This is a genomic window from Streptomyces sp. NPDC048192 (assembly GCF_043202415.1).
Taxonomy (GTDB): Bacteria; Actinomycetota; Actinomycetes; order Streptomycetales; family Streptomycetaceae; genus Streptomyces.
In genome coordinates, this window is record NZ_JBIDAL010000001.1 from 395,868 (window position 1) to 416,787 (window position 20,920).

16 protein-coding genes are annotated in these 20,920 nt (G+C 72.1%); 6 read left to right on the forward strand and 10 right to left on the reverse strand.

Going from position 1 to position 20,920, the window contains the following annotated elements; genetic code table 11:
* Positions 1 to 62: 62 nt before the first annotated feature.
* Genes ACGFZN_RS01740 through fae form a run of 3 tightly spaced genes read right to left on the reverse strand, consistent with a single transcriptional unit; the run spans position 63 to position 3,234 of the window.
* Entirely contained in the window at positions 63 to 1,583 is a 1,521-nt protein-coding gene (locus ACGFZN_RS01740; RefSeq protein ID WP_393856449.1) for an aldehyde dehydrogenase, read from the reverse strand.
* On the reverse strand, positions 1,580 to 2,692 hold the full coding sequence (locus tag ACGFZN_RS01745) for a mandelate racemase/muconate lactonizing enzyme family protein (RefSeq protein WP_393856450.1): 1,113 nt from the start codon (positions 2,690 to 2,692) through the stop codon (positions 1,580 to 1,582). Before ACGFZN_RS01745 ends, ACGFZN_RS01740 begins: the two co-directional genes overlap by 4 nt.
* A complete protein-coding gene (gene fae / locus ACGFZN_RS01750) occupies positions 2,689 to 3,234 on the reverse strand; it encodes a formaldehyde-activating enzyme (RefSeq protein WP_393856451.1) in 546 nt (181 codons plus the stop codon). Before fae ends, ACGFZN_RS01745 begins: the two co-directional genes overlap by 4 nt.
* A gap of 282 nt (positions 3,235 to 3,516) precedes the next feature.
* On the opposite strand from fae, the gene ACGFZN_RS01755 reads away from it, so the two are divergent.
* The 3 genes from ACGFZN_RS01755 (at position 3,517) to ACGFZN_RS01765 (ending at position 7,352) form a co-directional block, all read left to right on the forward strand.
* Positions 3,517 to 4,302: an IclR family transcriptional regulator gene (locus ACGFZN_RS01755; RefSeq protein ID WP_360156389.1), complete on the forward strand. Its 786-nt coding sequence runs from the start codon at positions 3,517 to 3,519 to the stop codon at positions 4,300 to 4,302.
* 129 nt (positions 4,303 to 4,431) lie between these two features.
* On the forward strand, positions 4,432 to 5,913 hold the full coding sequence (locus ACGFZN_RS01760) for an NAD-dependent succinate-semialdehyde dehydrogenase (protein WP_393856452.1): 1,482 nt from the start codon (positions 4,432 to 4,434) through the stop codon (positions 5,911 to 5,913).
* 77 nt (positions 5,914 to 5,990) lie between these two features.
* The gene (locus tag ACGFZN_RS01765) at positions 5,991 to 7,352 is read left to right on the forward strand and encodes an MFS transporter (RefSeq protein WP_393856453.1); all 1,362 of its coding nucleotides are present in this window, start codon (positions 5,991 to 5,993) and stop codon (positions 7,350 to 7,352) included.
* Positions 7,353 to 7,385: 33 nt separating this feature from the next.
* On the opposite strand, the gene ACGFZN_RS01770 is transcribed toward ACGFZN_RS01765, so the two are convergent.
* Entirely contained in the window at positions 7,386 to 8,375 is a 990-nt protein-coding gene (locus ACGFZN_RS01770; protein WP_393856454.1) for an aldo/keto reductase, read from the reverse strand.
* Positions 8,376 to 8,888: 513 nt separating this feature from the next.
* Here ACGFZN_RS01770 and ACGFZN_RS01775 point away from each other — a divergent pair.
* On the forward strand, positions 8,889 to 9,740 hold the full coding sequence (locus ACGFZN_RS01775; RefSeq protein WP_393856455.1) for a hypothetical protein: 852 nt from the start codon (positions 8,889 to 8,891) through the stop codon (positions 9,738 to 9,740).
* Positions 9,741 to 9,899: 159 nt separating this feature from the next.
* Positions 9,900 to 13,274, forward strand: coding sequence for a pyruvate carboxylase (locus ACGFZN_RS01780; protein ID WP_393856456.1), 3,375 nt, complete (start codon positions 9,900 to 9,902; stop codon positions 13,272 to 13,274).
* Between the two features lie 49 nt (positions 13,275 to 13,323).
* Here ACGFZN_RS01780 and ACGFZN_RS01785 read toward each other — a convergent pair whose 3' ends face one another.
* From ACGFZN_RS01785 to ACGFZN_RS01810, 6 genes are all read right to left on the reverse strand, one after another.
* Entirely contained in the window at positions 13,324 to 13,785 is a 462-nt protein-coding gene (locus ACGFZN_RS01785; RefSeq protein WP_393856457.1) for a hypothetical protein, read from the reverse strand.
* A gap of 91 nt (positions 13,786 to 13,876) precedes the next feature.
* Positions 13,877 to 14,653, reverse strand: coding sequence for a polysaccharide lyase family 7 protein (locus ACGFZN_RS01790; RefSeq protein WP_393856458.1), 777 nt, complete (start codon positions 14,651 to 14,653; stop codon positions 13,877 to 13,879).
* Positions 14,654 to 14,802: 149 nt separating this feature from the next.
* Positions 14,803 to 16,011 (reverse strand): carbohydrate-binding protein, encoded by a 1,209-nt coding sequence (locus tag ACGFZN_RS01795; protein WP_393856459.1) that lies wholly within the window; start codon positions 16,009 to 16,011, stop codon positions 14,803 to 14,805.
* Positions 16,012 to 16,142: 131 nt separating this feature from the next.
* Positions 16,143 to 18,794: a TIM-barrel domain-containing protein gene (locus tag ACGFZN_RS01800; RefSeq protein WP_393856460.1), complete on the reverse strand. Its 2,652-nt coding sequence runs from the start codon at positions 18,792 to 18,794 to the stop codon at positions 16,143 to 16,145.
* 213 nt (positions 18,795 to 19,007) lie between these two features.
* Positions 19,008 to 19,439 (reverse strand): PaaI family thioesterase, encoded by a 432-nt coding sequence (locus ACGFZN_RS01805; protein ID WP_393856461.1) that lies wholly within the window; start codon positions 19,437 to 19,439, stop codon positions 19,008 to 19,010.
* A gap of 47 nt (positions 19,440 to 19,486) precedes the next feature.
* On the reverse strand, positions 19,487 to 19,702 hold the full coding sequence (locus ACGFZN_RS01810; protein WP_393856462.1) for a tautomerase family protein: 216 nt from the start codon (positions 19,700 to 19,702) through the stop codon (positions 19,487 to 19,489).
* A 161-nt stretch (positions 19,703 to 19,863) separates the two neighbouring features.
* Between ACGFZN_RS01810 and ACGFZN_RS01815 the strand changes: the two genes are divergently transcribed.
* Positions 19,864 to 20,736 (forward strand): helix-turn-helix transcriptional regulator, encoded by an 873-nt coding sequence (locus ACGFZN_RS01815; RefSeq protein WP_393856463.1) that lies wholly within the window; start codon positions 19,864 to 19,866, stop codon positions 20,734 to 20,736.
* Positions 20,737 to 20,920: the final 184 nt, after the last annotated feature.

Genomic DNA, 20,920 nt, shown 5'->3' on the forward strand with positions numbered 1-20,920 from the left:
GTCCTCGTCGATCGGAAGTCCGGAAGTAAGGGGGAAGGAAGGGGGAAGGAAGGTCTCGCCGGTCAGGCGAGGCTGACCCAGGTGGTCTTCAGCGCCGTGTACGCGTCCAGGGCGTGCAGGGACTTGTCGCGGCCCGCGCCGGTCGCCTTGAAGCCGCCGAACGGAGTGATGACGTCGCTGGCGTCGAAGGTGTTGATCCACACGGTGCCGGCCCGCAGCCGCCGCGCGGTGCGGTGGGCCACGGTCACGTCCCGGGTCCACACGGAGGCGACGAGCCCGAAGTCGCTGTGGTTCGCGAGCCGTACGCCCTCGTCCACGTCGCCGTCGTAGGCCACCACGGCGAGCACCGGGCCGAAGATCTCCTCCTGCGCCACGACGGAGGTGTTGGCCACCCCGTCGAGCACGGTCGGCTCCATGTAGCTCCCGCCGGTCCCGGTCAGCACGCGCCGGCCGCCGAGGAGGACGGTCGCGCCGTCCCGCGTGCCGCGCTCGACGTAGCCGAGGACCTTGGCGAGCTGGGCCTCGTCCACCAGCGGGCCCATGACGGTGGCCGGGTCGAGCGGGTCGCCCACCCGGAAGGTCCCGGTGGTGATGCGCCGTACGGCGTCCAGGAGCCGGTCCTTGACGGAGGCGTGCACGACGACCCGTGAGCCGGCGTTGCAGGTCTGTCCCGCGTTGTAGAAGATGCCCCAGGCCACGGCGGAGGCGGCGGCCTCGATGTCGGCGTCGGCCAGGACGAGCTGCGGCGACTTGCCGCCCGCCTCGACGGCGACCTGCTTGCCGTTGGACTCGCCCGCGTAGACCTGGAAGAGCCGGGCGACCTCCGCCGACCCGGTGAAGGCGATCTTGTCGACGTCCGGGTGGCGGCCGAGCGCCTGCCCGGCGACCTCTCCCCGCCCCGGGACCACGTTGAGCACGCCGTCCGGCAGCCCGGCCTCGGTGGCGAGCGCCGCCAGCCGCAGCGCCGCGAGCGAGGTCTGCTCGGCGGGCTTCAGCACCACGCTGTTGCCGGTGGCGAGCGCGGGGCCGAGCTTCCAACTGGCGATGAGCAGCGCGTAGTTCCACGGGACGACGGCCCCGATGACGCCGAGCGGCTCCCGGGTGATCAGCGCGAGCGCGTCACCGGGCGTGGGCGCGATCTCGTCGTAGGTCTTGTCGATCGTCTCCGCGTACCAGGCGATCGTCTCCGCCGCCTTGGCCACGTCCACGCGCAGCGACTCGGTGATGGGCTTGCCCATCTCCAGGGTGTCGAGCAGCGCCAGTTCCCCGGCGTTCGCCCGGATCAGCTCCGCCCAGCGCAGCAGGATCCGCTTGCGCTCCTTGGGCGCGAGGCCGCGCCAGCGGCCGTCCTCGAAGGCGGCCCGCGCCGAGCGCACGGCCCGGTCGACGTCCTCGGCGGACGCGGCCTGCACCTCGGCCAGCACCGTGCCGTCGCGCGGCGAGACGCTCGGGAGGACGTCGCCGGACGTGGCGTCCGTGAAGGCACCGTCGATGAACAGCCGGGTCTCGGGGACCGTCTTGTCGGCCGCGGCCCGCCACTCGTCGTACGAGCGGGACAGCAACTCCTCGATGCCGTAAGTCACTTCAGCCTCCAGCGGTCGATCGCGTCCTCGTCCAGCTCGACCCCGAGTCCGGGCGCGTCCGGCACTTCCACACAGCCGTCGGCGTCCACCCGTACCGGCTCCGCGAGCATGAAGTCCCTGCGTTCCGGGGTCCAGCCGGGCGGGTCGTAGGGGAACTCGAAGTAGGGGCCGCCGCCGACGCCCGCCGCCACGTGCAGGTTGGCGAGCACTCCGATGCCGTTGGTCCAGCTGTGCGGGGTGAACTGACGGTGCTTCAGGTGGGCCAGTTCGGCGAGGGTGCGGGCGCGGTGCATGCCGATCGCGAGGACCACGTCCATCTGGTAGACGTCCAGCGCGTCCTGCTCCAGCCAGCGCAGCAGTTCGGGGACCGAGTGCTGCATCTCGCCGGCCGCGATGCGCACGCCCGGGTTCTCCGCCCGCAGCCGCTTGAAACCGTCCAGGTCGGCGTACGGCAGCGGCTCCTCGACCCAGAACACGTCCAGTTCGGCGAGCCGGGCGACGATCCTGCGGGTCCTGGCGAGGTCGGAGGCGTTCGCGGTGTCTCCCGCCATCCGCCACGACTGGTTGAGGTCGACCATGATCTCGAAGCCGTCGCCCAGCTCCTGGCGCACGGCGCGGACCGCCGCGATGCCGTCCTCGACCCGGTTGCGGTCGATGCGGATCTTCATCGCCCGGAAGCCGGCCTCGCGCACCTTCAGCGCGGTCTCGACCCGCTCCTCGGGGGACTTCAGCTCCCCGGAGGAGGCGTACGCGGGCAGCCTGCGTGCCGCGTTGCCGAACAGCTCGGACACCGGGCGGCCGTGCACCTTGCCGATGACGTCCCACAGCGCGGCCTCGAGCGGCCAGTAGGGGGCGCCGTGGAAGCTCGCCGTCTCCAGGGCCTTCACATGCCGGGTGATGTCGAGCGGGTCCTCGCCGACGAACAGGTGCTTGTAGGTGGCGAAGCCGTCCATGAGGTCGCCGGAGCCGATGCCGGTGATCCCCTCGTCGGTGTGCACCCGCACGATCGTGGCGTCGAAGCGGGTGCGCGGCACCGGGTCCCAGGCGGCACGGAACGGCGGGTCGAGCACCAGGCGCAGCCGGTCCAGCGTGATGTCGGTGATCTTCACCGGGCGAGCACCTCCGGGGACGGCGTGTAGAACGGGTTCGCCGGGCCCTCCTCGGCGGCCCCCAGGACGTCGGCCACCGAGGGCGCGCCGGTGACCGCGGCCCGGACGGCGCCGTACGCCGCCGCGCGCTGGTTGCGGAAGGAGGCGTCGAGGTCGTCGATGCCGGGGTCGACCCACACCGCCGCGATGATCAGCAGCTCGTCGGCCTCCCCGGCCGGGACCAGGCCCTCGGCCACCGCGTCCAGCACACCCTGCGCGAGACCCGCCTGCGCGCTGCCCCAGGTGGCCCGCCGGTGCAGCTCGCCCTCGGCGGGGGCCTTGGTGACGAACAGGGTCGCGGGCTTCACGGGCACGGACGGCCGTACGACCGTCAGGAACGGCACATGGCCGGCGCTCGGCGTGGCCAGCGCGGTCGCCCACGCCGTCTCGACGGGGCCGCCCCTGCGGCCGATCACGACGTTGGTGTGCGCGGCGTTCACGCCGGCGCCGGTGAACGACTCGCCGATCAGCGCGGTCGCGGCGAAACAATCCGGGGAAGGCATCAGAACTCCAGGACCTTCGGTGGCAGGGCTCGACGGGCGAACCAGGCGGGGGCCGCCGGCGAACCGGACGGGGTTCGGCGGGCGAACCGGGACGCGTGCGGAGCCGGAGACGGACGAACCTCGCATCCGGGGCGAGTTCCTCCGGCTCGATGCGGCGAATCTAGGGTCGGGCGCGGGCGCGCGGCAAGGCGCTCCCGGGAATCGAAATGCCGGTTGCTCTGCGGACAACTCCACCCCTGACCTGGTGGTTCTCTGCCGCCACCGGATGCCTAGGATGGCGCCGTGACACATGCCCCCTCCGCGCGCGGGCACGGTCTGCGCCGGGACATCGATCTGCTGGAAGCCCTCGCCTCCGACGAGGCGCAGCGCGCCGGAGGCCTCGGTGTGGTCCGTCTGGCCCAGCTCGTCGGCCGCGAGAAGACCCAGATCTCCCGCGCCCTGAAGGCGCTGGCCGCCGAGGGGATCGTCGAGCGCGACCCGGACACCTTGGAGTACCGCCTCGGCTGGCGGCTGTTCTCGCTGGTCGCCCGCACCTCCGAGAGCCGCCTGGTGCGCGTCGCCGAACCGGTCATGCACGCCCTGTCCGCCGACCTGGAGGAGACCAGCCACCTGTGCGTGCTGCACGACCGCGAGGTGCTCACCCTGCTGTCGGTCTCCGGGCACTCCTTCCGCGTCCACGGCTGGGAGGGCCGCGGCGTGCCCGCCTGGCAGCTGTCCGCCGGCCGGGTCCTGCTCGCCGACGCCACCCCGGACGAGCTGTACGTCCGCTTCGGCACGGCGAGCGAGATGCCGGTGCCCGAACTGTGGTCGCTGATCCAGGAGGCCAGACGGCGCGGGTACGCCCGGGTCAGCGAGGAGTTCGAGGCGGACCTGGTCGGGGTGTCCGCCCCGGTGCGGGACTTCCGCGGCCGGGTCGTCGCCGCGCTGAACATCTCCGCGCCCAAGGCCCGCCTCGGCGACCGGCTCGACGAGGCCGGACGCATCACCTCCAGGGCCGCGGCACGGGTGTCCGCACTGCTCGGCTGGGAGCCGCGCCCGGCGCCCCCGCCGCGGACGACGCCCCCGTGATCGGTGAGTTGCCCTGACAGCAACCACCGTTGCGATCCGGCTGAGTGGCCTTGTCGGCCGTATGACGCGCTCGTAAATTCACCGCGCATCGGACGGGCCCCCGTCCGGGACGGAGGAAAAGAGCAGCTCATGAACCTCGCCGGCATCGACGCCCTCGCCAAGGCCCCGCTCGCCGACGGTGACGTGTTCCTCGGCGGCCGCTGGCTCCCCGCCGCGGACGGCCGGACGTACCCGGTCTACGACCCGGCCACCGGGGAACCGCTGCGCTGGGTGTCCGACGGCGGCGCCGAGGACGCCCGCGCGGCTCTCGCCGCGGCCGGGGAGGCGGCGGCCGGCTGGCGGGCCACGCCGCCCCGGCGCCGCTCGGAGATCCTCCACGACACCTTCCGGCTGATGCACGAGCACCGCGACACGCTCGCCGACCTGATCGTGCGGGAGAACGGCAAGGCCCGCCGGGACGCGCTCGCCGAGGTCGGCTACGCGGCGGAGTTCTTCCGCTGGTTCGCCGAGGAGGCCGTCCGCATCGGCTCCGGTTTCGGCGACGCGCCCGGCGGCGGCTTCCGGCACGTCGTGCGCCGCCACCCGGTCGGGATCACCGCCTTCGTCACCCCGTGGAACTTCCCCGCCGCCATGGCCACCCGCAAGATCGCCCCCGCCCTCGCGGCCGGCTGTGCCGTGCTGCTCAAGCCCGCCCCCGAGACCCCGCTCACCGCGCTCGCCGTCGCCGCCCTGCTCGACGCGGCCGGCCTGCCCGGCGGCGTGGTGAACGTGGTGCCCACCGACCGGGCCCCGCAGGTCGTCTCCGCCTGGCTCGGCGACGAACGGGTCCGCAAGTTCTCCTTCACCGGCTCCACCGCCACCGGCAAGCTGCTGCTGGAGCAGGCCGCCGCGAACGTCGTCAACGTGACCATGGAACTCGGCGGCAACGCCCCGTTCGTGGTGTGTGCGGACGCCGACGTCGACGCCGCCGTGCGCGGCGCGATGGACGCCAAGATGCGCGGCGGCGGCGAGGTCTGCATCGCCGCCAACCGCTTCTACGTCCACGAAACCGTCGCCGCCGAGTTCACCCGGAAGTTCGGCGCCGCCATGGCCGCCGTCCAGGCCGGGCCCGGCGGCGAGGAGGGCGTCACTCTCGGCCCGCTCATCAACCGCGCCGCCGTCACCCGGATCCGCTCCCTCGTCGACGACGCGCTCGACCGCGGCGCCCGGATCGCGGCCCAGGGCACCGCCCCGGCCGGGCCCGGCTTCTACCACCCCGCGACGGTCCTCGTCGACGTGCCCGACGACGCCCGCCTCTTCCACGAGGAGGTCTTCGGGCCCGTCGCCCCGCTCACCACCTTCGCCGACGAGGACGAGGTGGTGGCCCGCGCCAACGCCACCGTCCACGGCCTCGCCGCCTACGTCTACTCCCGCGACGTCGGCCGCGCCCTGCGCCTGTCCGAGCGCCTCGAAGCCGGCATGGTCGGCCTCAACCGGGGCCTGCTGTCCGACCCGGCCGCGCCGTTCGGCGGCGTCAAGCAGTCCGGTCTCGGCCGGGAGGGCGGACGCGAGGGCATCGAGGCGTTCCTGGAGACGCAGTACATCGCGCTGGACTGGCCCACCGCCGACTGACCCCTTCCCTCCCCCCTCGCTGCTCTCTCTGCCCTCTTCTCTCTCCCCGCCGTTCCCTCCCAGCACAAGGACCGCTCATGGCAACGACGCCTGCGACAGAACGCCCGTCCGGCACACCCGGCGTTCCCCCGTCCCCCGGCCTCCTGCGCGAACGCCGCCGCCTGCACACCAAGCTCAAGCTCGCCACCCAGATCGGCGAGGGCATCGACGGCTACATCATCGGCGGCATCGGCATGGCGATGGGTGCCCTCACCACCGACCTGCATCTGTCCACCGTCATGGAGGGCCTGGTCGGCGCCTCCCCGCTGATCGGCATCTTCGTCGGCGGTCCGGTCTTCGGCCGGCTCGCCGACCGCTACGGCCGGCGCCCCGTGTTCCTCGCGGACATGCTGATCTTCCTGGTCGGCTCGGTCCTGCAGTTCTTCGTCGCCGACGGACTGCAGCTCTTCCTCATCCGCCTGGTGATGGGCATCGCCATCGGCGGCGAGTACGCCATCGGCGCCCCGCTGCTGTCCGAGTACGCCCCCAGCAAGGGACGCGGCCGGCTGCTGGCCAGCCTGGAGATCAGCTGGTACGTCGGCTACGCCCTCGCCACCGTCGTCGGCGCCGTCTTCGCCGACGTGCACGGCGGCTGGCGCTGGACCCTCGCCAGCAGCGCGGTCATCGCCCTGGTGTGCGTGGCGCTGCGCGGCGGCGTCCCCGAGTCGGCGCGCTGGCTGCTCAGCAAGGGCCGCCGCGAGGAGGCGGACGCCCTCATCCAGAGGTACGGCATCGAGATCGACGTCACCGCCGAGCTGGCCGACACCGCCCGCACCGAACAGGGCGGACTGCGCGCCCTGTTCACCCGCCGGCACCTGAAGAGCACCGTCTTCGCGAGCGTGTTCTGGGCGGCGCTGGTCCTGCCGTACTTCTCCATCGGCACCTTCTGGACCCAGGTCTTCGACGCCCTGAACATGGGCGACAACGCGGTCGCCGCCCTGCTCGTCTACTCCTTCACCGCCGTCGCCGGGGTCACCGCCGGCTGCCTGGTCGTCGACCGCATCGGCCGGCGCAAGCTGCTCATCCCGCCGTTCTGGATCACCGCCGCCGCGCTCGCGCTGGTCGCGGTGTGGCCGACGTCCACGCCGGTCATCGTCGGCGGCTTCCTCTTCTTCATCTTCCTCAACGCCGCCTCCAGCGCGCTGACCGCCGTCTACCCGCTGGAGGTGTTCCCGACCTCGCTGCGCGCCACCGGCGTCGGCTTCGCCACCGCCATGAGCCGCGTCGGCGCCGCCATCGGCACCTTCCTGCTGCCGATGGGCCTCGACCGCTTCGGCGCCCGATTCGTGCTCCTGGTGGGCGCCGCAGTCCTCGCGGTGGGCGGCCTGGTCTCCCACTTCCTGGCGCCGGAGACGACCGACCTCGACCTGGCGGACGCGGCCCGCACACCGGCGCCGTGACGTCCGCCGGACGTTCCGGCGCCCCCTGTGCGCTCAGCGGTTGACGGCCCGCATCCCGGCCTCGTCGTACCGCTCACCCGCCGCCGCGGGCAGCTCGGCGTCGATGCGGGCCAGGTCCTCCTTGGTCAGCTCGATGCCGACCGCGGCGGCGTTCTGCTCCAGGTAGGTCCGCCGCTTGGTGCCCGGAATCGGCACCAGGTCCTCGCCCTGGGCCAGCACCCAGGCGATGGCCAGCTGAGCCGGCGTGACGTCCTTCTCCGCCGCGATCTCCTTCACCTTGGCGGCGAGACGCAGGTTCGCCTCCAGGTTGGCGTCCGTGAAGCGCGGGTTGTTGCGCCGGAAGTCGTTCTCGTCCAGCTCGTCCGGCGAGGTGAAGCGGCCCGCGAGGAAGCCGCGGCCGAGCGGGGAGTACGGCACGAAACCGATGCCCAGTTCCCGGCACGCGGGCAGCACCTCGGCCTCCACGTCCCGCGTCCACAGCGAGTACTCGCTCTGCACGGCGGTGACCGGGTGCACGGCGTGCGCCCGCCGGATGGTCTCCGCGCTCGCCTCGCTCAGCCCGATGTGCCGCACCTTGCCCTCGGCGACCAGCTCGCCCAGCGCGCCGACCGTCTCCTCGATCGGCACGTTCGGGTCGACCCGGTGCTGGTAGTACAGGTCGATGTGGTCGGTGCCGAGCCGCTGCAGCGAGCCGTGGACGGACTGGCGGACGTGCTCGGCCGAGCCGTCCTGCCGGCCGATCGTGCTCATGTCGCCCGGTACGGCGTCGTCCATCCGGTAGTTGAACTTGGTGGCGATCACGTACTCGTCGCGGTGCCCCCGGATCGCCTCGCCGACCAGCGACTCGTTGGTCAGCGGGCCGTACACCTGCGCGGTGTCCAGGAAGTTCACGCCCAGTTCCAGGGCCCGCCGGATGGTCGCGATGCCCTCGTCCCGGTCGGCGGAGCCGTAGAAGGCGGACATGCCCATGCATCCGAGGCCGATGGCCGATACCTCAAGGTCCCGCAGACTGCGCTTGTGCATGTGGTGTCCCAGCCTTTCCGCGTACACGAACATCGTCCGTACGGCGCGGATCCGCACCCGTCGCCGTACGTCTGCGACGCTACGAGTTGGAGCGCTCTCCAAGTCAAGCAACGCTCCGCACCCGGCCGGGAAACCAGCCGCACCGGCCCTCGGGACAGGGCGTTGTGGGTGACGGCCGTCGCCTCCGGGGAACCCGGCGGCTGCGCGAGGGGCTTGTACGGGAGGACGGAACCGAGGGGTCGGAGGTTGCCTCTCGGAGCCGGATTCCAACCGCTGTGGACCTGTGGGTCTTCCCACACCCGCGCGCCACCGCAACGGATCTTGACGCCCGCCGTCCGGCTCGCTGAACTGTCACCGATCGGGCCTCACCGACACAGAGGCGCACAGCGGGGGAGAGACCGGGCACATCCCGGCCGGGGACGGTGGAACGGCGCCCCGGCGGCCGGGATGCCGGGACGTGAAGGGGGCGAGGGACATGACGGGGGAGCCGGAGGCGATGGGCTGCCGTGTCTCATGACGACTGAAGGGCGCATCGACTGGTGCCGCGCCCTGCTCGCACGGCTGACCCGGCTCGCCGGGCGGACCCTGCGGGGCGAGTGGCACGCGATCGTCGTCGAACCGGTGCGCCGGCTCACCCGGCGCGGGCTGTCCGCACTGCTGCTGGCGTTCGTCGCCGCGTTCGGTGTCGTCTTCTTCCACGCCGTCGCCCAGCATCCGCTCGGCGCGGTGTGGGTGACCCGGCTCGGCGGCGTCAGGGCCGAGCTGCCGCTGTGGCTGTCACTGCTGCGCACACCCGTGTCGCTGTACGTCCCGGCGCTCGATCTGCCCGTCTGGGCGGGCATCACCCAGCTGTTCCTCGCCTTCGCCTGGGCCGAGCTGGCCCTCGGCCGGGCCCGCACCCTGGCGATCTCCTACGCCGCCACCGTGGCCGGCACGCTCACCGCCCGCGTGATGATCGCGCTGGGCCCCGGCTGGTGGGGGTTAGGACTGCCGCACGCGGACGCGCAGGTGCTCGACACCGGACCGTCCGCGGCCGTCGTCGGCCTGTTCACGTATCTCTCGGTCGTGAAACGCGCGCCGGTGGTGTTCACCCTGACCGGCGGCTCGATGGTGTGGGAGTCCGTCGCCGTACCCAACCTGGCCGGGCGCGAGCACCTGATCGCCGTGGCCGCGGCCATCGTCCTCGGCCTGCTGCACGGCCGCCGCCCGCGCCTGCGGGCGTGCCTGCGCGCCCTCCTGGCCGTCCAGGACGGCGGCGCCGCGCCCGACGCGCCGCCCGCGATCCCCGTGCCGCCTCCGTCCGTGCCCGCCCGGACGAGCGCCGAACGGCCGAAGGACACGGCGATGACATCCCTGGAACGCTGACCCCGCCGCGCGCAACTGTGGCGCCGCACACCCCGGCGATGTGATGGTTTTCGCACAGGACCCCGCGCGGCCAGCCCCTAAGGTGGCCCGCGAGGTACGGCAGGGCGTGGCGGACACCGTGGTGTTCCTCGCCGGCAGGGCAGCTGAAGGGAATCCAGGATGTTCCGCAAGGTGCTGGTCGCCAACCGTGGCGAGATCGCGATCCGGGCGTTCCGGGCGGGCTACGAGCTGGGCGCGCGCACCGTCGCCGTGTTCCCGCACGAGGACCGCAACTCGCTGCACCGGCTGAAGGCCGACGAGGCGTACGAGATCGGCGAGCCGGGGCACCCCGTGCGGGCCTACCTCTCCGTCGAGGAGATCGTGGGCGCCGCCCGCCGGGCCGGTGCCGACGCCGTCTACCCGGGCTACGGCTTCCTGTCCGAGAACCCCGAACTCGCCCGCGCCTGCGAGGAAGCGGGCATCACCTTCGTCGGCCCGAGCACGGCCACCCTGGAGCTCACCGGCAACAAGGCCCGCGCGGTCGCCGCCGCCCGCGCGGCCGGCGTGCCCGTGCTCGGCTCCTCCCAGCCCTCCACCGACGTGGACGAACTGGTGCGCGCCGCCGAGGAGATCGGCTTCCCGGTGTTCGTCAAGGCCGTCGCGGGCGGCGGTGGGCGCGGCATGCGCCGGGTGGAGGACCCCGCCCTGCTGCGCGAGTCCATCGAGGCCGCCTCCCGCGAGGCCGACGCCGCGTTCGGCGACCCGACCGTGTTCCTGGAGAAGGCCGTCGTCGACCCGCGCCACATCGAGGTGCAGATCCTCGCCGACGGCGAGGGCAACGTGATCCACCTCTACGAGCGCGACTGCTCCCTCCAGCGCCGCCACCAGAAGGTCATCGAGCTGGCCCCGGCTCCCAACCTCGACCCCGAGGTGCGGCAGCGGATCTGCGACGACGCCGTGCGCTTCGCCCGCGAGATCGGCTACCGCAACGCCGGCACCGTCGAGTTCCTCCTCGACCCGGCCGGCAACCACGTCTTCATCGAGATGAACCCGCGTATCCAGGTCGAGCACACCGTGACCGAGGAGGTCACCGACGTCGACCTGGTGCAGGCGCAGCTCAGGATCGCCTCCGGTGAGACCCTCGCCGACCTCGGCCTCGCCCAGGACACCATCACCCTGCGCGGCGCCGCCCTGCAGTGCCGCATCACCACCGAGGACCCGGCCAACGGCTTCCGCCCGGACACCGGCCGGATCAGCGCCTACCGCTCCCCGGGCGGCTCCGGCATCCGGCTGGACGGCGGCACCACCCACGCCGGCACGGAGATCAGCGCGCACTTCGACTCGATGCTGGTCAAACTCACCTGCCGCGGACGGGACTTCAAGGCGGCCGTCGGCCGCGCCCGGCGTGCCGTGGCCGAGTTCCGCATCCGCGGCGTGGCCACCAACATCCCGTTCCTCCAGGCCGTGCTGGACGACCCGGACTTCCAGGCGGGCCGGGTCACGACCTCGTTCATCGAGCAGCGCCCGCACCTGCTCACCGCCCGCTCCTCCGCCGACCGCGGCACCAAGCTGCTCACCTACCTCGCCGACGTCACCGTCAACAAGCCGCACGGCGAACGCCCCGAGCTGCTCGACCCCGTCACCAAGCTGCCGCCGCTGCCGGCCGGTGAGCCCCCGGCCGGCACCCGCCAGCGGCTGGTCGAACTCGGCCCCGAGGGCTTCGCCCGGCACCTGCGCGAGTCGCCGACCATCGGCGTCACCGACACCACCTTCCGCGACGCCCACCAGTCCCTGCTGGCCACCCGGGTGCGCACCAAGGACCTCCTCGCCGTCGCCCCGGTCGTCGCCCGCACCCTGCCGCAGCTGCTGTCCCTGGAGTGCTGGGGCGGCGCCACCTACGACGTGGCGCTGCGCTTCCTCGCCGAGGACCCCTGGGAGCGGCTGGCCGCCCTGCGCGAGGCGGTGCCCAACATCTGCCTGCAGATGCTGCTGCGCGGCCGTAACACCGTCGGCTACACGCCGTACCCGACCGAGGTCACCGACGCCTTCGTGCAGGAGGCCGCCGCGACCGGCATCGACATCTTCCGCATCTTCGACGCCCTCAACGACGTCGGCCAGATGCGCCCCGCCATCGACGCCGTACGCGAGACGGGCACCGCGATCGCCGAGGTCGCCCTCTGCTACACCGCCGACCTGAACGACCCCGCCGAGCGGCTCTACACCCTCGACTACTACCTGCGCCTGGCCGAGCAGATCGTCGAGGCCGGTGCCCATGTCCTCGCGATCAAGGACATGGCGGGCCTGCTGCGCGCCCCGGCCGCCGCCAAGCTGGTCTCCGCGCTGCGCCGCGAGTTCGACCTGCCCGTGCATCTGCACACGCACGACACCGCGGGCGGCCAGCTCGCCACCTACCTCGCCGCCATCCAGGCCGGCGCCGACGCGGTGGACGGCGCGGTCGCCTCCATGGCCGGTACGACCTCCCAGCCGTCCCTGTCGGCGCTGGTCGCCGCCACCGACCACTCCGACCGCCCCACGGGCCTGGACCTGGGGGCCGTCGGCGACCTGGAGCCGTACTGGGAGGGCGTGCGGAAGATCTACGCCCCGTTCGAGGCGGGCCTCGCCTCCCCGACCGGCCGGGTGTACCACCACGAGATCCCCGGCGGCCAGCTGTCCAACCTGCGCACCCAGGCCGTCGCCCTCGGCCTCGGCGACCGCTTCGAGGACATCGAGGCCATGTACGCCGCCGCCGACCGGATCCTCGGCCGCCTGGTCAAGGTCACGCCGTCCTCCAAGGTGGTCGGCGACCTCGCCCTTCACCTTGTCGGCGCCGGGGTCTCCCCGAAGGACTTCGAGGAGACCCCCGACAGGTTCGACATCCCGGACTCGGTGATCGGCTTCCTGCGCGGCGAGCTGGGCACCCCGCCCGGCGGCTGGCCCGAGCCGTTCCGCACCAAGGCGCTGCAGGGCCGGGGTGCGCCCAAGCCCGCGCCCGAGCTGTCCGCCGAGGACCGCGAGGGGCTCGCCAAGGACCGCCGCGCGACCCTCAACCGGCTGCTGTTCCCCGGCCCGACGCGGGAGTTCGAGACGCACCGGCAGGGCTTCGGCGACACCAGCATCCTGGACAGCAAGGCGTTCTTCTACGGTCTGCGGCCCGCCAAGGAGTACGCCGTCGACCTGGAGCCGGGCGTCCGGCTGCTGATCGAGCTGCAGGCGATCGGCGAGGCCGACGAGCGCGGCATGCGCACGGTGATGGCCACGCTCAACGGCCAGCTGCGGCCCATCCAGGTCCGCGACCGCAACGCGGCCACGGACGTGCCGGTGACGGAGAAGGCCGACCGGTCCAACCCCGGGCATGTGGCGGCGCCGTTCGCCGGTGTGGTGACGCTCGCGGTGGCCGAGGGCGACGAGGTCGCCGCCGGCGCCACCGTGGCCACCATCGAGGCCATGAAGATGGAGGCCACCATCACCGCCCCGAAGGCGGGCCGGATCTCCCGGCTGGCCATCAACCGCATCCAGCAGGTGGAGGGCGGCGACCTCCTCGCCGAACTCGCCTGACGAAGGCCCTGCCGCCTGCCCGCTTCACCGCCTGCCCGCTTTGGGGCGCTCAGTCCCAGAGCGGGTAGGTCATGACCTGCTTGAAGCCGTCGGGCCGGGCGCCGGTGTAGGTCAGGCTGATCTGGGTGTAGCGCCGGAAGGACGGATGCTTCTTCCACTGCTGCTCACCGGTCAGCCGGATGACGACCGGATACCGGTGGAAGGTGCCGGCGGCGCAGTACGGGTTGCAGTCGTTGACCCAGTTCACGCCCACGGCCTTGGCTGCGCCCGGACCCCACTGGGTCCAGTGGAGTCCGGTGAGCCGGCTGTTGCCGTCGCCGCAGGCCAGGATGAAGTCGGTCGGGCGGACGTTGCGGTGGAAGAAGCAGTCGACCAGCACGGGCCGGGCCGTACTGGCACGCGCGCCCGTCCCGGGAGGGGTCGGGGGACTGGCCGAGGCCGTTGTCATCGCCGTGGTCAGCAGGGCGCCTGCCGCCAGGGTGACCGCCGTTCCCACCAGTGCTCCGCGCATGGCCGCTCCCACCGTCGTGCTGTGTCCGACCGTCCACTCGACGCTACGACGGTGCGGCAGGATGCACCAATCGCGCAGGTCGGGCGGCGGGTCAGCCGTGCTTGACGGTCAGGCCGTAGAACGCGACGCGGGCGCCGTTCGTCGTACTGTCCGACGAGGACTGGTTGTAGGAGCCGGCCTTGAAGTACTGCTTGTACGGCTGGAACGACGACGGGATGCCGTAGTGGGTGGTGGTGCCGTTGACGGTCAGGTCGATGGTGTTCCCGCCGGAGACGGCGATGGTGTAGCTCCAGGTCTTGCCGATCGACACGTGCCCGACGGTGTACGAGGTCTGTCCGCCGGACGGGGAGTTCTCGGTGCCGAGGACGATGTCGCCGTTCGCGTGGTAGTACAGCTCCAGCAGCGGTTTGGTGGAGGAGCCGCCGCTGCCGAGGTGGATCTGCCCGACGCACACGTTCTTGGTCACGGACACCACGCGCAGGGTCGCGCTCATCCGGTGCGAGCCGGACAGCGCCCAGTCGGCGGGGCTGCCGTCGCGGTTCATCTCGCGCAGCTCGGAGCGGGCGTAGTTGGAGTTCGGGGTCGTCACGCCCTTCTCGGGCGCCCAGAAGGTCATGGCGCCGTCACGGGTGTCGGTGTAGAAGTACGCGTCCTGGTAGCCGTTCGCGCCCTGGAGCCGGGACGAGGGGATGGTGGTCGGGCTGCCGGGGGAGCCGACGGGCTCCTGGAGCTCCCAGACCGACAGGTCGAAGTTGCCGCCGGGCGCGACGTGCGGGTCGGCGGCGATCGCGCTGGGGCCGCCGAACAGCGCGAGGGCGAGGGCGAGGCCCGCGGCGGCCGGCACCGCGAGCAGTCGTGATCGGGTCATGTGGGGGGTCCCTTCTCCGGACCGATGCCGAACCGGTCGTCGGACCGAAGGATGCGTTCAACATGGTGAACACTGAACGCATCCTTGGTCGCCGATGACCCGAGAAGCTAGAGGTCTGAACCAGACACGTCAAGACGTCCGGCAGGCGTTCAGCAGGAGCCCTCGTCCTGCCACGGGCCCCATTCCGAGGCGCCGGGCACTTCGTTCTGGGTCCACCACTTCGCCTTCCAGTTGTGCTTGTTGTACGAGACCTCGTTCCCCTGCGTGTACACCGCCGTGGAGCTCCACGCGGGCTTGCAGGAGGTCGGCGTCGGCGTGGGGGTCGGCGTCGGCGTGGTGGTGGGCGGGGTGGCGCCGGCGAACTTCACCGAGTACTTGGCGAAGTCCCAGTCGCTCTGCGCCACGCTGGAGCAGGTGCCGGAGGTGCGGCCCCCGTTGTCGGGCGGGCTGCACTGCCGGTCGCGGTTCAGGGACCAGAACGTGAAGCGGTCCATGTTGTGGCTCGTCGCGTAGTCCAGCACCGTCTGGAAGTCGGACTGGGTGAAGATCTCGCCCGTGTCGCTCCGGCCGTTCATGCCGGAGAAGCCCTCGTGGGCGTACGCGGTCGCCTGGTCCCAGCCGAAGGTCGACTGCAGGATCGAGTTGAAGTTGGTCAGCGCGCTGGTCTGGCTCGCCGCGCCGTTGAAGCCGCCGTCGAACGGCATGATGGAGAAGTTGTTCGGCGTGAAGCCCTGGGACTTGGCCTCCAACAGCATCTGCTTGCCGAACCAGCCGGTGCCGTCCGCCGTGCCGGCCGTCGTGACCGAGACGTACAGGCCCGGGTTGTTCTGCTGCAGGATCTTGGCCGCGCCGATCTCGTTCTTGATGGCCGCGGTGTTCTCGTACTCCGGCTCCTCCAGGTCGAAGTCGATGGCGTGCAGCCCGTACTTGGTGATGACCTGCTGGTACGCCGCCGCGGTGGACGCCGCGTCCGCGCAGGCCTGGCCGAGCTTCGTGCCGCCGTAGCCGCCGATGGAGACCGACACGTCGCCGCCCTTGGCGCGGATGGTGTTGATCATCGACTGCACGGCGCTGTCCGAGGAGACGGACGCGGTGCCGCCCCAGGTGGGCGAGCAGCCGCCGCCGTTCGGGGCCAGGATGAAGGCCAGCTGGAAGGCCTTCAGGCCGGTGGCGTCCATGATGGCGGCCGGGTCCGGCGGGTCGTTGTCCAGCGGCATCAGGTAGGGGGCGGCGGCGTACCAGCGACTGCTCAGCGCCGTAGTCGCCCCCGAGGCGTTGCTCGCGACGAGCGCCGTCGTGCCCGCGGCGGCGAGCGTGACGGCCGCCGCCGCGCCCAGACATGCCCGAAGAGGTCTCACTGCGTGCCTCCGGAGGGTGGGGGTGGGGAGGTCCCCCTGGTGGGGGAGCCCCACCCTCCGGGAGCTGTTGGGGGCACGTCAATAACTTGGACTAGACCAACATGGACCTTGGACTAGACCATACAATTGCTTTACCTCTCCTCGACCAGTTGGAGGGTGAAGCCCCGGTCCAGCGGAAGGCTGGGCGTGGTGACGGTCGCGACCCGGGCGCCGGCGTCGTACGACCAGGCGGAGGCGGGCAGTTGGCGGCCGTCCAGGAGGACCCGTGCGGGCGCCGTGCCACCGTGCACCGTGAACCGGTACGTACGGGCGGCCACCTTCCCGGCGTAGTCGCCCCTGCTCGCTCCCACCGAGACGGTCGTCCCGCCGCCGTCGGCGCGCAGGGACACCCGCTGGCCCGCTGAGGCGCTCTCGGCGAAGCCGCGCGTCACGCCGTCGTCCTCGTACAGCGTGTAGTGACTGGTGCCGTGCGCCGCCGGGTACAGGTCCCAGTCCAGCTCGTGCCGGTCCCGGGTCTGCCAACTCCTCGTGCCCTTGGGCCACATCGGCACGATCGCGCCCTCGCGCACGAACAGCGGGAGCGTGTCGAGCGGCGCGTGATAGCCGTCGACCGTGGTCGGGCCCTGGTAGGTGCGGCCCGTCCAGTAGTCGGTCCAGGTGCCCTTGGGCAGATAGATGCCTTCGCGGGTGTCGGAGTCCTGGTAGACCGGGGCGACGAGGAAGTCGGGGCCGGACAGGAACTCGTACTTTGCCTGGTCGGACAGGGTGTCCGGGTCGCCCGGGAACTCCAGCCACAGCGGGCGGACCGCGCCCACACCCGTCTTCGCCGCCTCGGCGGACAGCGTGTACATGTACGGCAGCAGCCGCTCCTTCAGCTGCAGGTACTTCCTGTTGACCGAGGTGTACGGCTCGCCGTCGCGCCAGGGCTGCTGGTCGGCGGGCTTGCCGGTGGTCAGGTCGCTCGCCCAGCCGTCCATGGTCATGATGGCCGGCAGGAACGCCTTCCACTGCAGGTCGCGGGCGTACATCTTGGCGTCGTGACGGTAGATGCTGCCCACGTCACCGGTGTCGTAGGCGATACCCGACATGGTCGCCCCGGCGTACGTCGGGATCTGCCAGCGGATGTAGTCCCAGGACAGCTTCTGGTCGCCGCTCCACAGCACCCCGCAGCGCTGGGCGCCCGCCCAGGACACCGGCAGCCACACGAAGCCGCGGGCGTCGCTGTTGTCCTCGATGCCCTTCTTCGCCGCGTCGCAGGCGTCGAGGGCGAACTTGTAGCCGTTGCCGACCCAGGCCACGTCCAGCTTCGCCACCCGCTGGCCCGCCTTCACCTGCTCGGCGAGTTCGTCGATGCCGTCCTGGGTCCACAGGCCGAGCTGGGCGTGACGGTCCCGCAGGCCCTCGGCCGTCTGCCGGAGGTCCTCGTACCCGCAGCCGTAGCCGTCGTTGACCAGCATCCAGCCGAGCGGCATGTCGTTCTGCGCGTAGCCGTCGGCGATCTTCAGCGCGTCCATGGTGTGCCGCTCGCCCCGGTTGGCGTTGTGCAGATAGCAGTCGGAGTCGCCCGGTTCCAGGCCGTACACCGGCGGCATGAAGGGCCTGCCCACCAACCCCGTGTACTTGCCGATCACTTGCTTGGCGTCACCGAGGAAGTAGTAGGCGTCCAGCCGCCGTTCCTGCTGGCCCGTGGTGACCGGGTCGCCGAAGGTGTAGACGCCCGGTGCGAAGGTGTTGCGGAAGACGCCGTAGCCCGCGCTGGAGAGGTAGAACGGCTGGGAGTTGTTGTAGCCGCCCTCGTTCCAGTCGAAGCTGTTGGCCACGTACATCGTCCGCCCGCGGTGCGAGAAGCCGCCGTTCTGTTCGCCGCCGCCGAAGAACTGCTCGTCGGCGCCGCGCACCAGGCTCTGCCGCATTCCGCCGGTCGACCAGCGCAGCGGCTTGTCCTCCTGCCAGATCCGGGTGCGGTTGTCGGGCTGGTACAGCCCGAAGCGCAGCGGCTTCTTGTACACGCGCAGGACCGCCTGCGGCGAGCGGACGCCGTAGTAGTCGCCCGCGTCGAAGGACGAGGTGCGCCGCTCCGGCGCGGGCTCCCTGCGAACGATCGCGGTGCCCGCGGGATCGCTGAGTGAGCCGGACGGATCGGCCTGCAGGCGGAGCTGACCTCCCGTCAGGAAGTCGGCCCGCGCGGTGAGCTGCCCCGCCCTGATGGTGTAGGAGCCGTCGCCGCCCGAGAAGGACGTGAGATCGCCGGCGTCCGTGGTGGCGGGCAGATAGGCGGTGCCGGTGAAGGAGCCGTCGTGCACGTCGTACGGCACGACCAGCACGTGGTACGTCCCCGACGCCCGCGGGATCACCGTGGCCTCGGGGTCGGCGGTGCCCGCGCTGGACGCCACCTGCGTGCCGTGGTCGTCGAAGACGTACAGGTCGAAGTCGTCGGAGGGCTTGTCCCACCGGACGGACAGCGGGACACCGCCCTCGGGGTTGTCGTCCCAGTAGCCGTCCGGCACCGAGACGGTCAGGTCGAAGCGGTCGCAGACCGTGTCGCCGGGGTCGGCGGCCGGGTCGGGACAGCTCTCGGCGCCTTTGCCTGTGCCCTTGGAGTAGACCGGGCTCTGCCAGCCGACGCTGCTGTGGGCGGGATCAAGTACGGCGCCGGTGGCGGTGGCGGCGGCCTGGGCGGGTGCCGGGGCGGCGAGCAGGCATCCCGCCAGGGCGGTCGCCAGCCCCAGCGGCAGCCAGGCCGGCCACGGCACACGGCGGCGCGGTCTTCGCGGACTGTGCACGGCTGAACAGCTCCCCTCGCAGTACTGCGGACCGACTGTTCTTGCTCCGATGCTGCTCGTAAGCGCTCGAAACGCGCTTCAATCGCGCAACTTCACGCAGGAAGCGTCCGGGTGACGCAGCCTCATGTCAAGAGCGCGAGCACCGAGCCCGGTCCGCGGCACGACGAAGGCCGGCCCTCGCAGTGCGGGGGCCGGCCTTCGTCCGCGGGCGGTTCAGCCGGCGGTCTTGCGCAGCACCATCTGGGTCTGCGTGGTCTGGCCGACCAGCCGGTCCCGGTCGTCGCGCAGGTCCGTCTGCACCACGATGAGCGTGCCCCCGAGATGCAGCGGGCGGGCGGTGGCGACGACGTGCCCGGCGGTGACCGCCCGCAGGAAGTTCGTCTTGGACTCCACCGTCGACGTGCCGGCCGCGCCCTCGGGCAGGTTCAGATACGCGCACACCGCGCCGACGCTGTCCGCGAGGGCCATCAGCGCCCCGCCGTGCAGGACGCCGCCCGCGGTGCACGCCCCGGGCGACCAGGGCAGCGTTCCGACGACCCGCTCTGCCGTGGCCTCGCGCAGTTCGACGCCCAGCCCGGCCGCGAACGGCATCGCGGCCAGCAGCTCGGCGGGCTCGGGGACGGCGCGCGGGGAGGTGGTCGACATGGGGTACCGCCTTTCGTGAGGGCCGCGATCACCGGGCAGTGTGCCAGTCAGTCCCCGGCCGGCTCCCGCAGCATGGCGAGTTTCAGGACACCGCCGCCGATGCCCCAGCCGCCGTCCGGCACCTCCTCCACCAGGACCATGGTGCCGGCGCGGGCCCGCTCGCCGTAGATCTCGACGTACAACTCGGTGGTGCGGGTGACGAGCAGCTCCTTCTGCTCCTCGGTCAGGCTTCCGGCGGGCACCTTGAAATTCGCGAACGGCATGGGGTTCTCCCTGGTCGAGTGGGTGTGAGGGGTGACGGGGCGGGGAGGATCGGGTGTTCCCCCTCAGCCTGGGCCCGCGTGCGGCGGCCGGCCACGGCTGCGCTCACCCTGGGGTCGGCAACCCCTGGCTGCGCCCGCGCGAAGGCGCGACCATGGAGGGCGTGAACCATGCCGAACTGGCCGCCTTCCTCAAATCCCGGCGCGACCGGGTCCGCCCCGCCGACGTCGGCCTGCCCGCGGGCCCCCGCCGCCGGGTGCCGGGCCTGCGCCGCGAGGAGGTGGCCCAGCTGGCCGGTCTGTCGGCCGACTACTACACCGAGCTGGAGCGGGGCCGCGGCGCCCAGCCCTCCGCGCAGGTGCTGGCCGCCGTCGCCCGCGCCCTGCGGCTCGGCGGCGACGAACGCGATCACCTGTTCCATCTCGCCGACCGCCCTCTGCCCTCCGTCGCGTCCGCGCCCACCGCGCTGGTCCAGCCCGCCCTGCTCGGCCTGCTGGACCGGCTCACCACGACCCCGGCCCAGGTCATCACCGACCTGCACGAGACGCTGGTGCAGAACCACCTCGCCGTGGCACTCCTCGGCGAGATGCCGAGCGGACGCGGGCCCCACCGGAGCCTCGTGTACCGCTGGTTCACGAATCCCGCCGTCCGCGGCATCTACCCGCCCGAGGACCATCCGCACCACTCCCGGGTGTTCACCGCCGACCTCCGGGCGGTCGCCGCCCGGCGCGCCAAGGACTCCGACGTCACCCGGCTCGTGGCCACGCTGCGCCGGCGCAGCACCGAGTTCGCCGAACTGTGGGAGCAGCGGGAGGTGGCGCTGCGCCGCACCGACCACAAACGCATCGTGCACCCCTTGCTCGGGGTCGTCGAACTGGACTGCCACAGCCTCTTCAGCGAGGACGGCCGCCAGCGGCTGCTGTGGTTCAGCGCCCCGCCCGGCACCGAGGGCGCCGCCCAGCTGGAACTGCTGTCGGTGATCGGCACCCAGGACCTGGGCACCGCACCGGAGCAGCGGGGACGGCGCGCCCACTGAGCCCCGCCGGCCCGGGACGGAACCGGAGTTGTCACGATGTCGGCAGACCCGTGGCGGATCATCCGGCGCCTGAGGCACCCTTGACAGTGTGCGTACTGTTTCGCGACGTTTGAGCGGTCGCGCGCGGAGGGGAACTTTTGCGCACATCGGAACCAGTGGCAGGACGCGCCCGGCGCGTCATGGG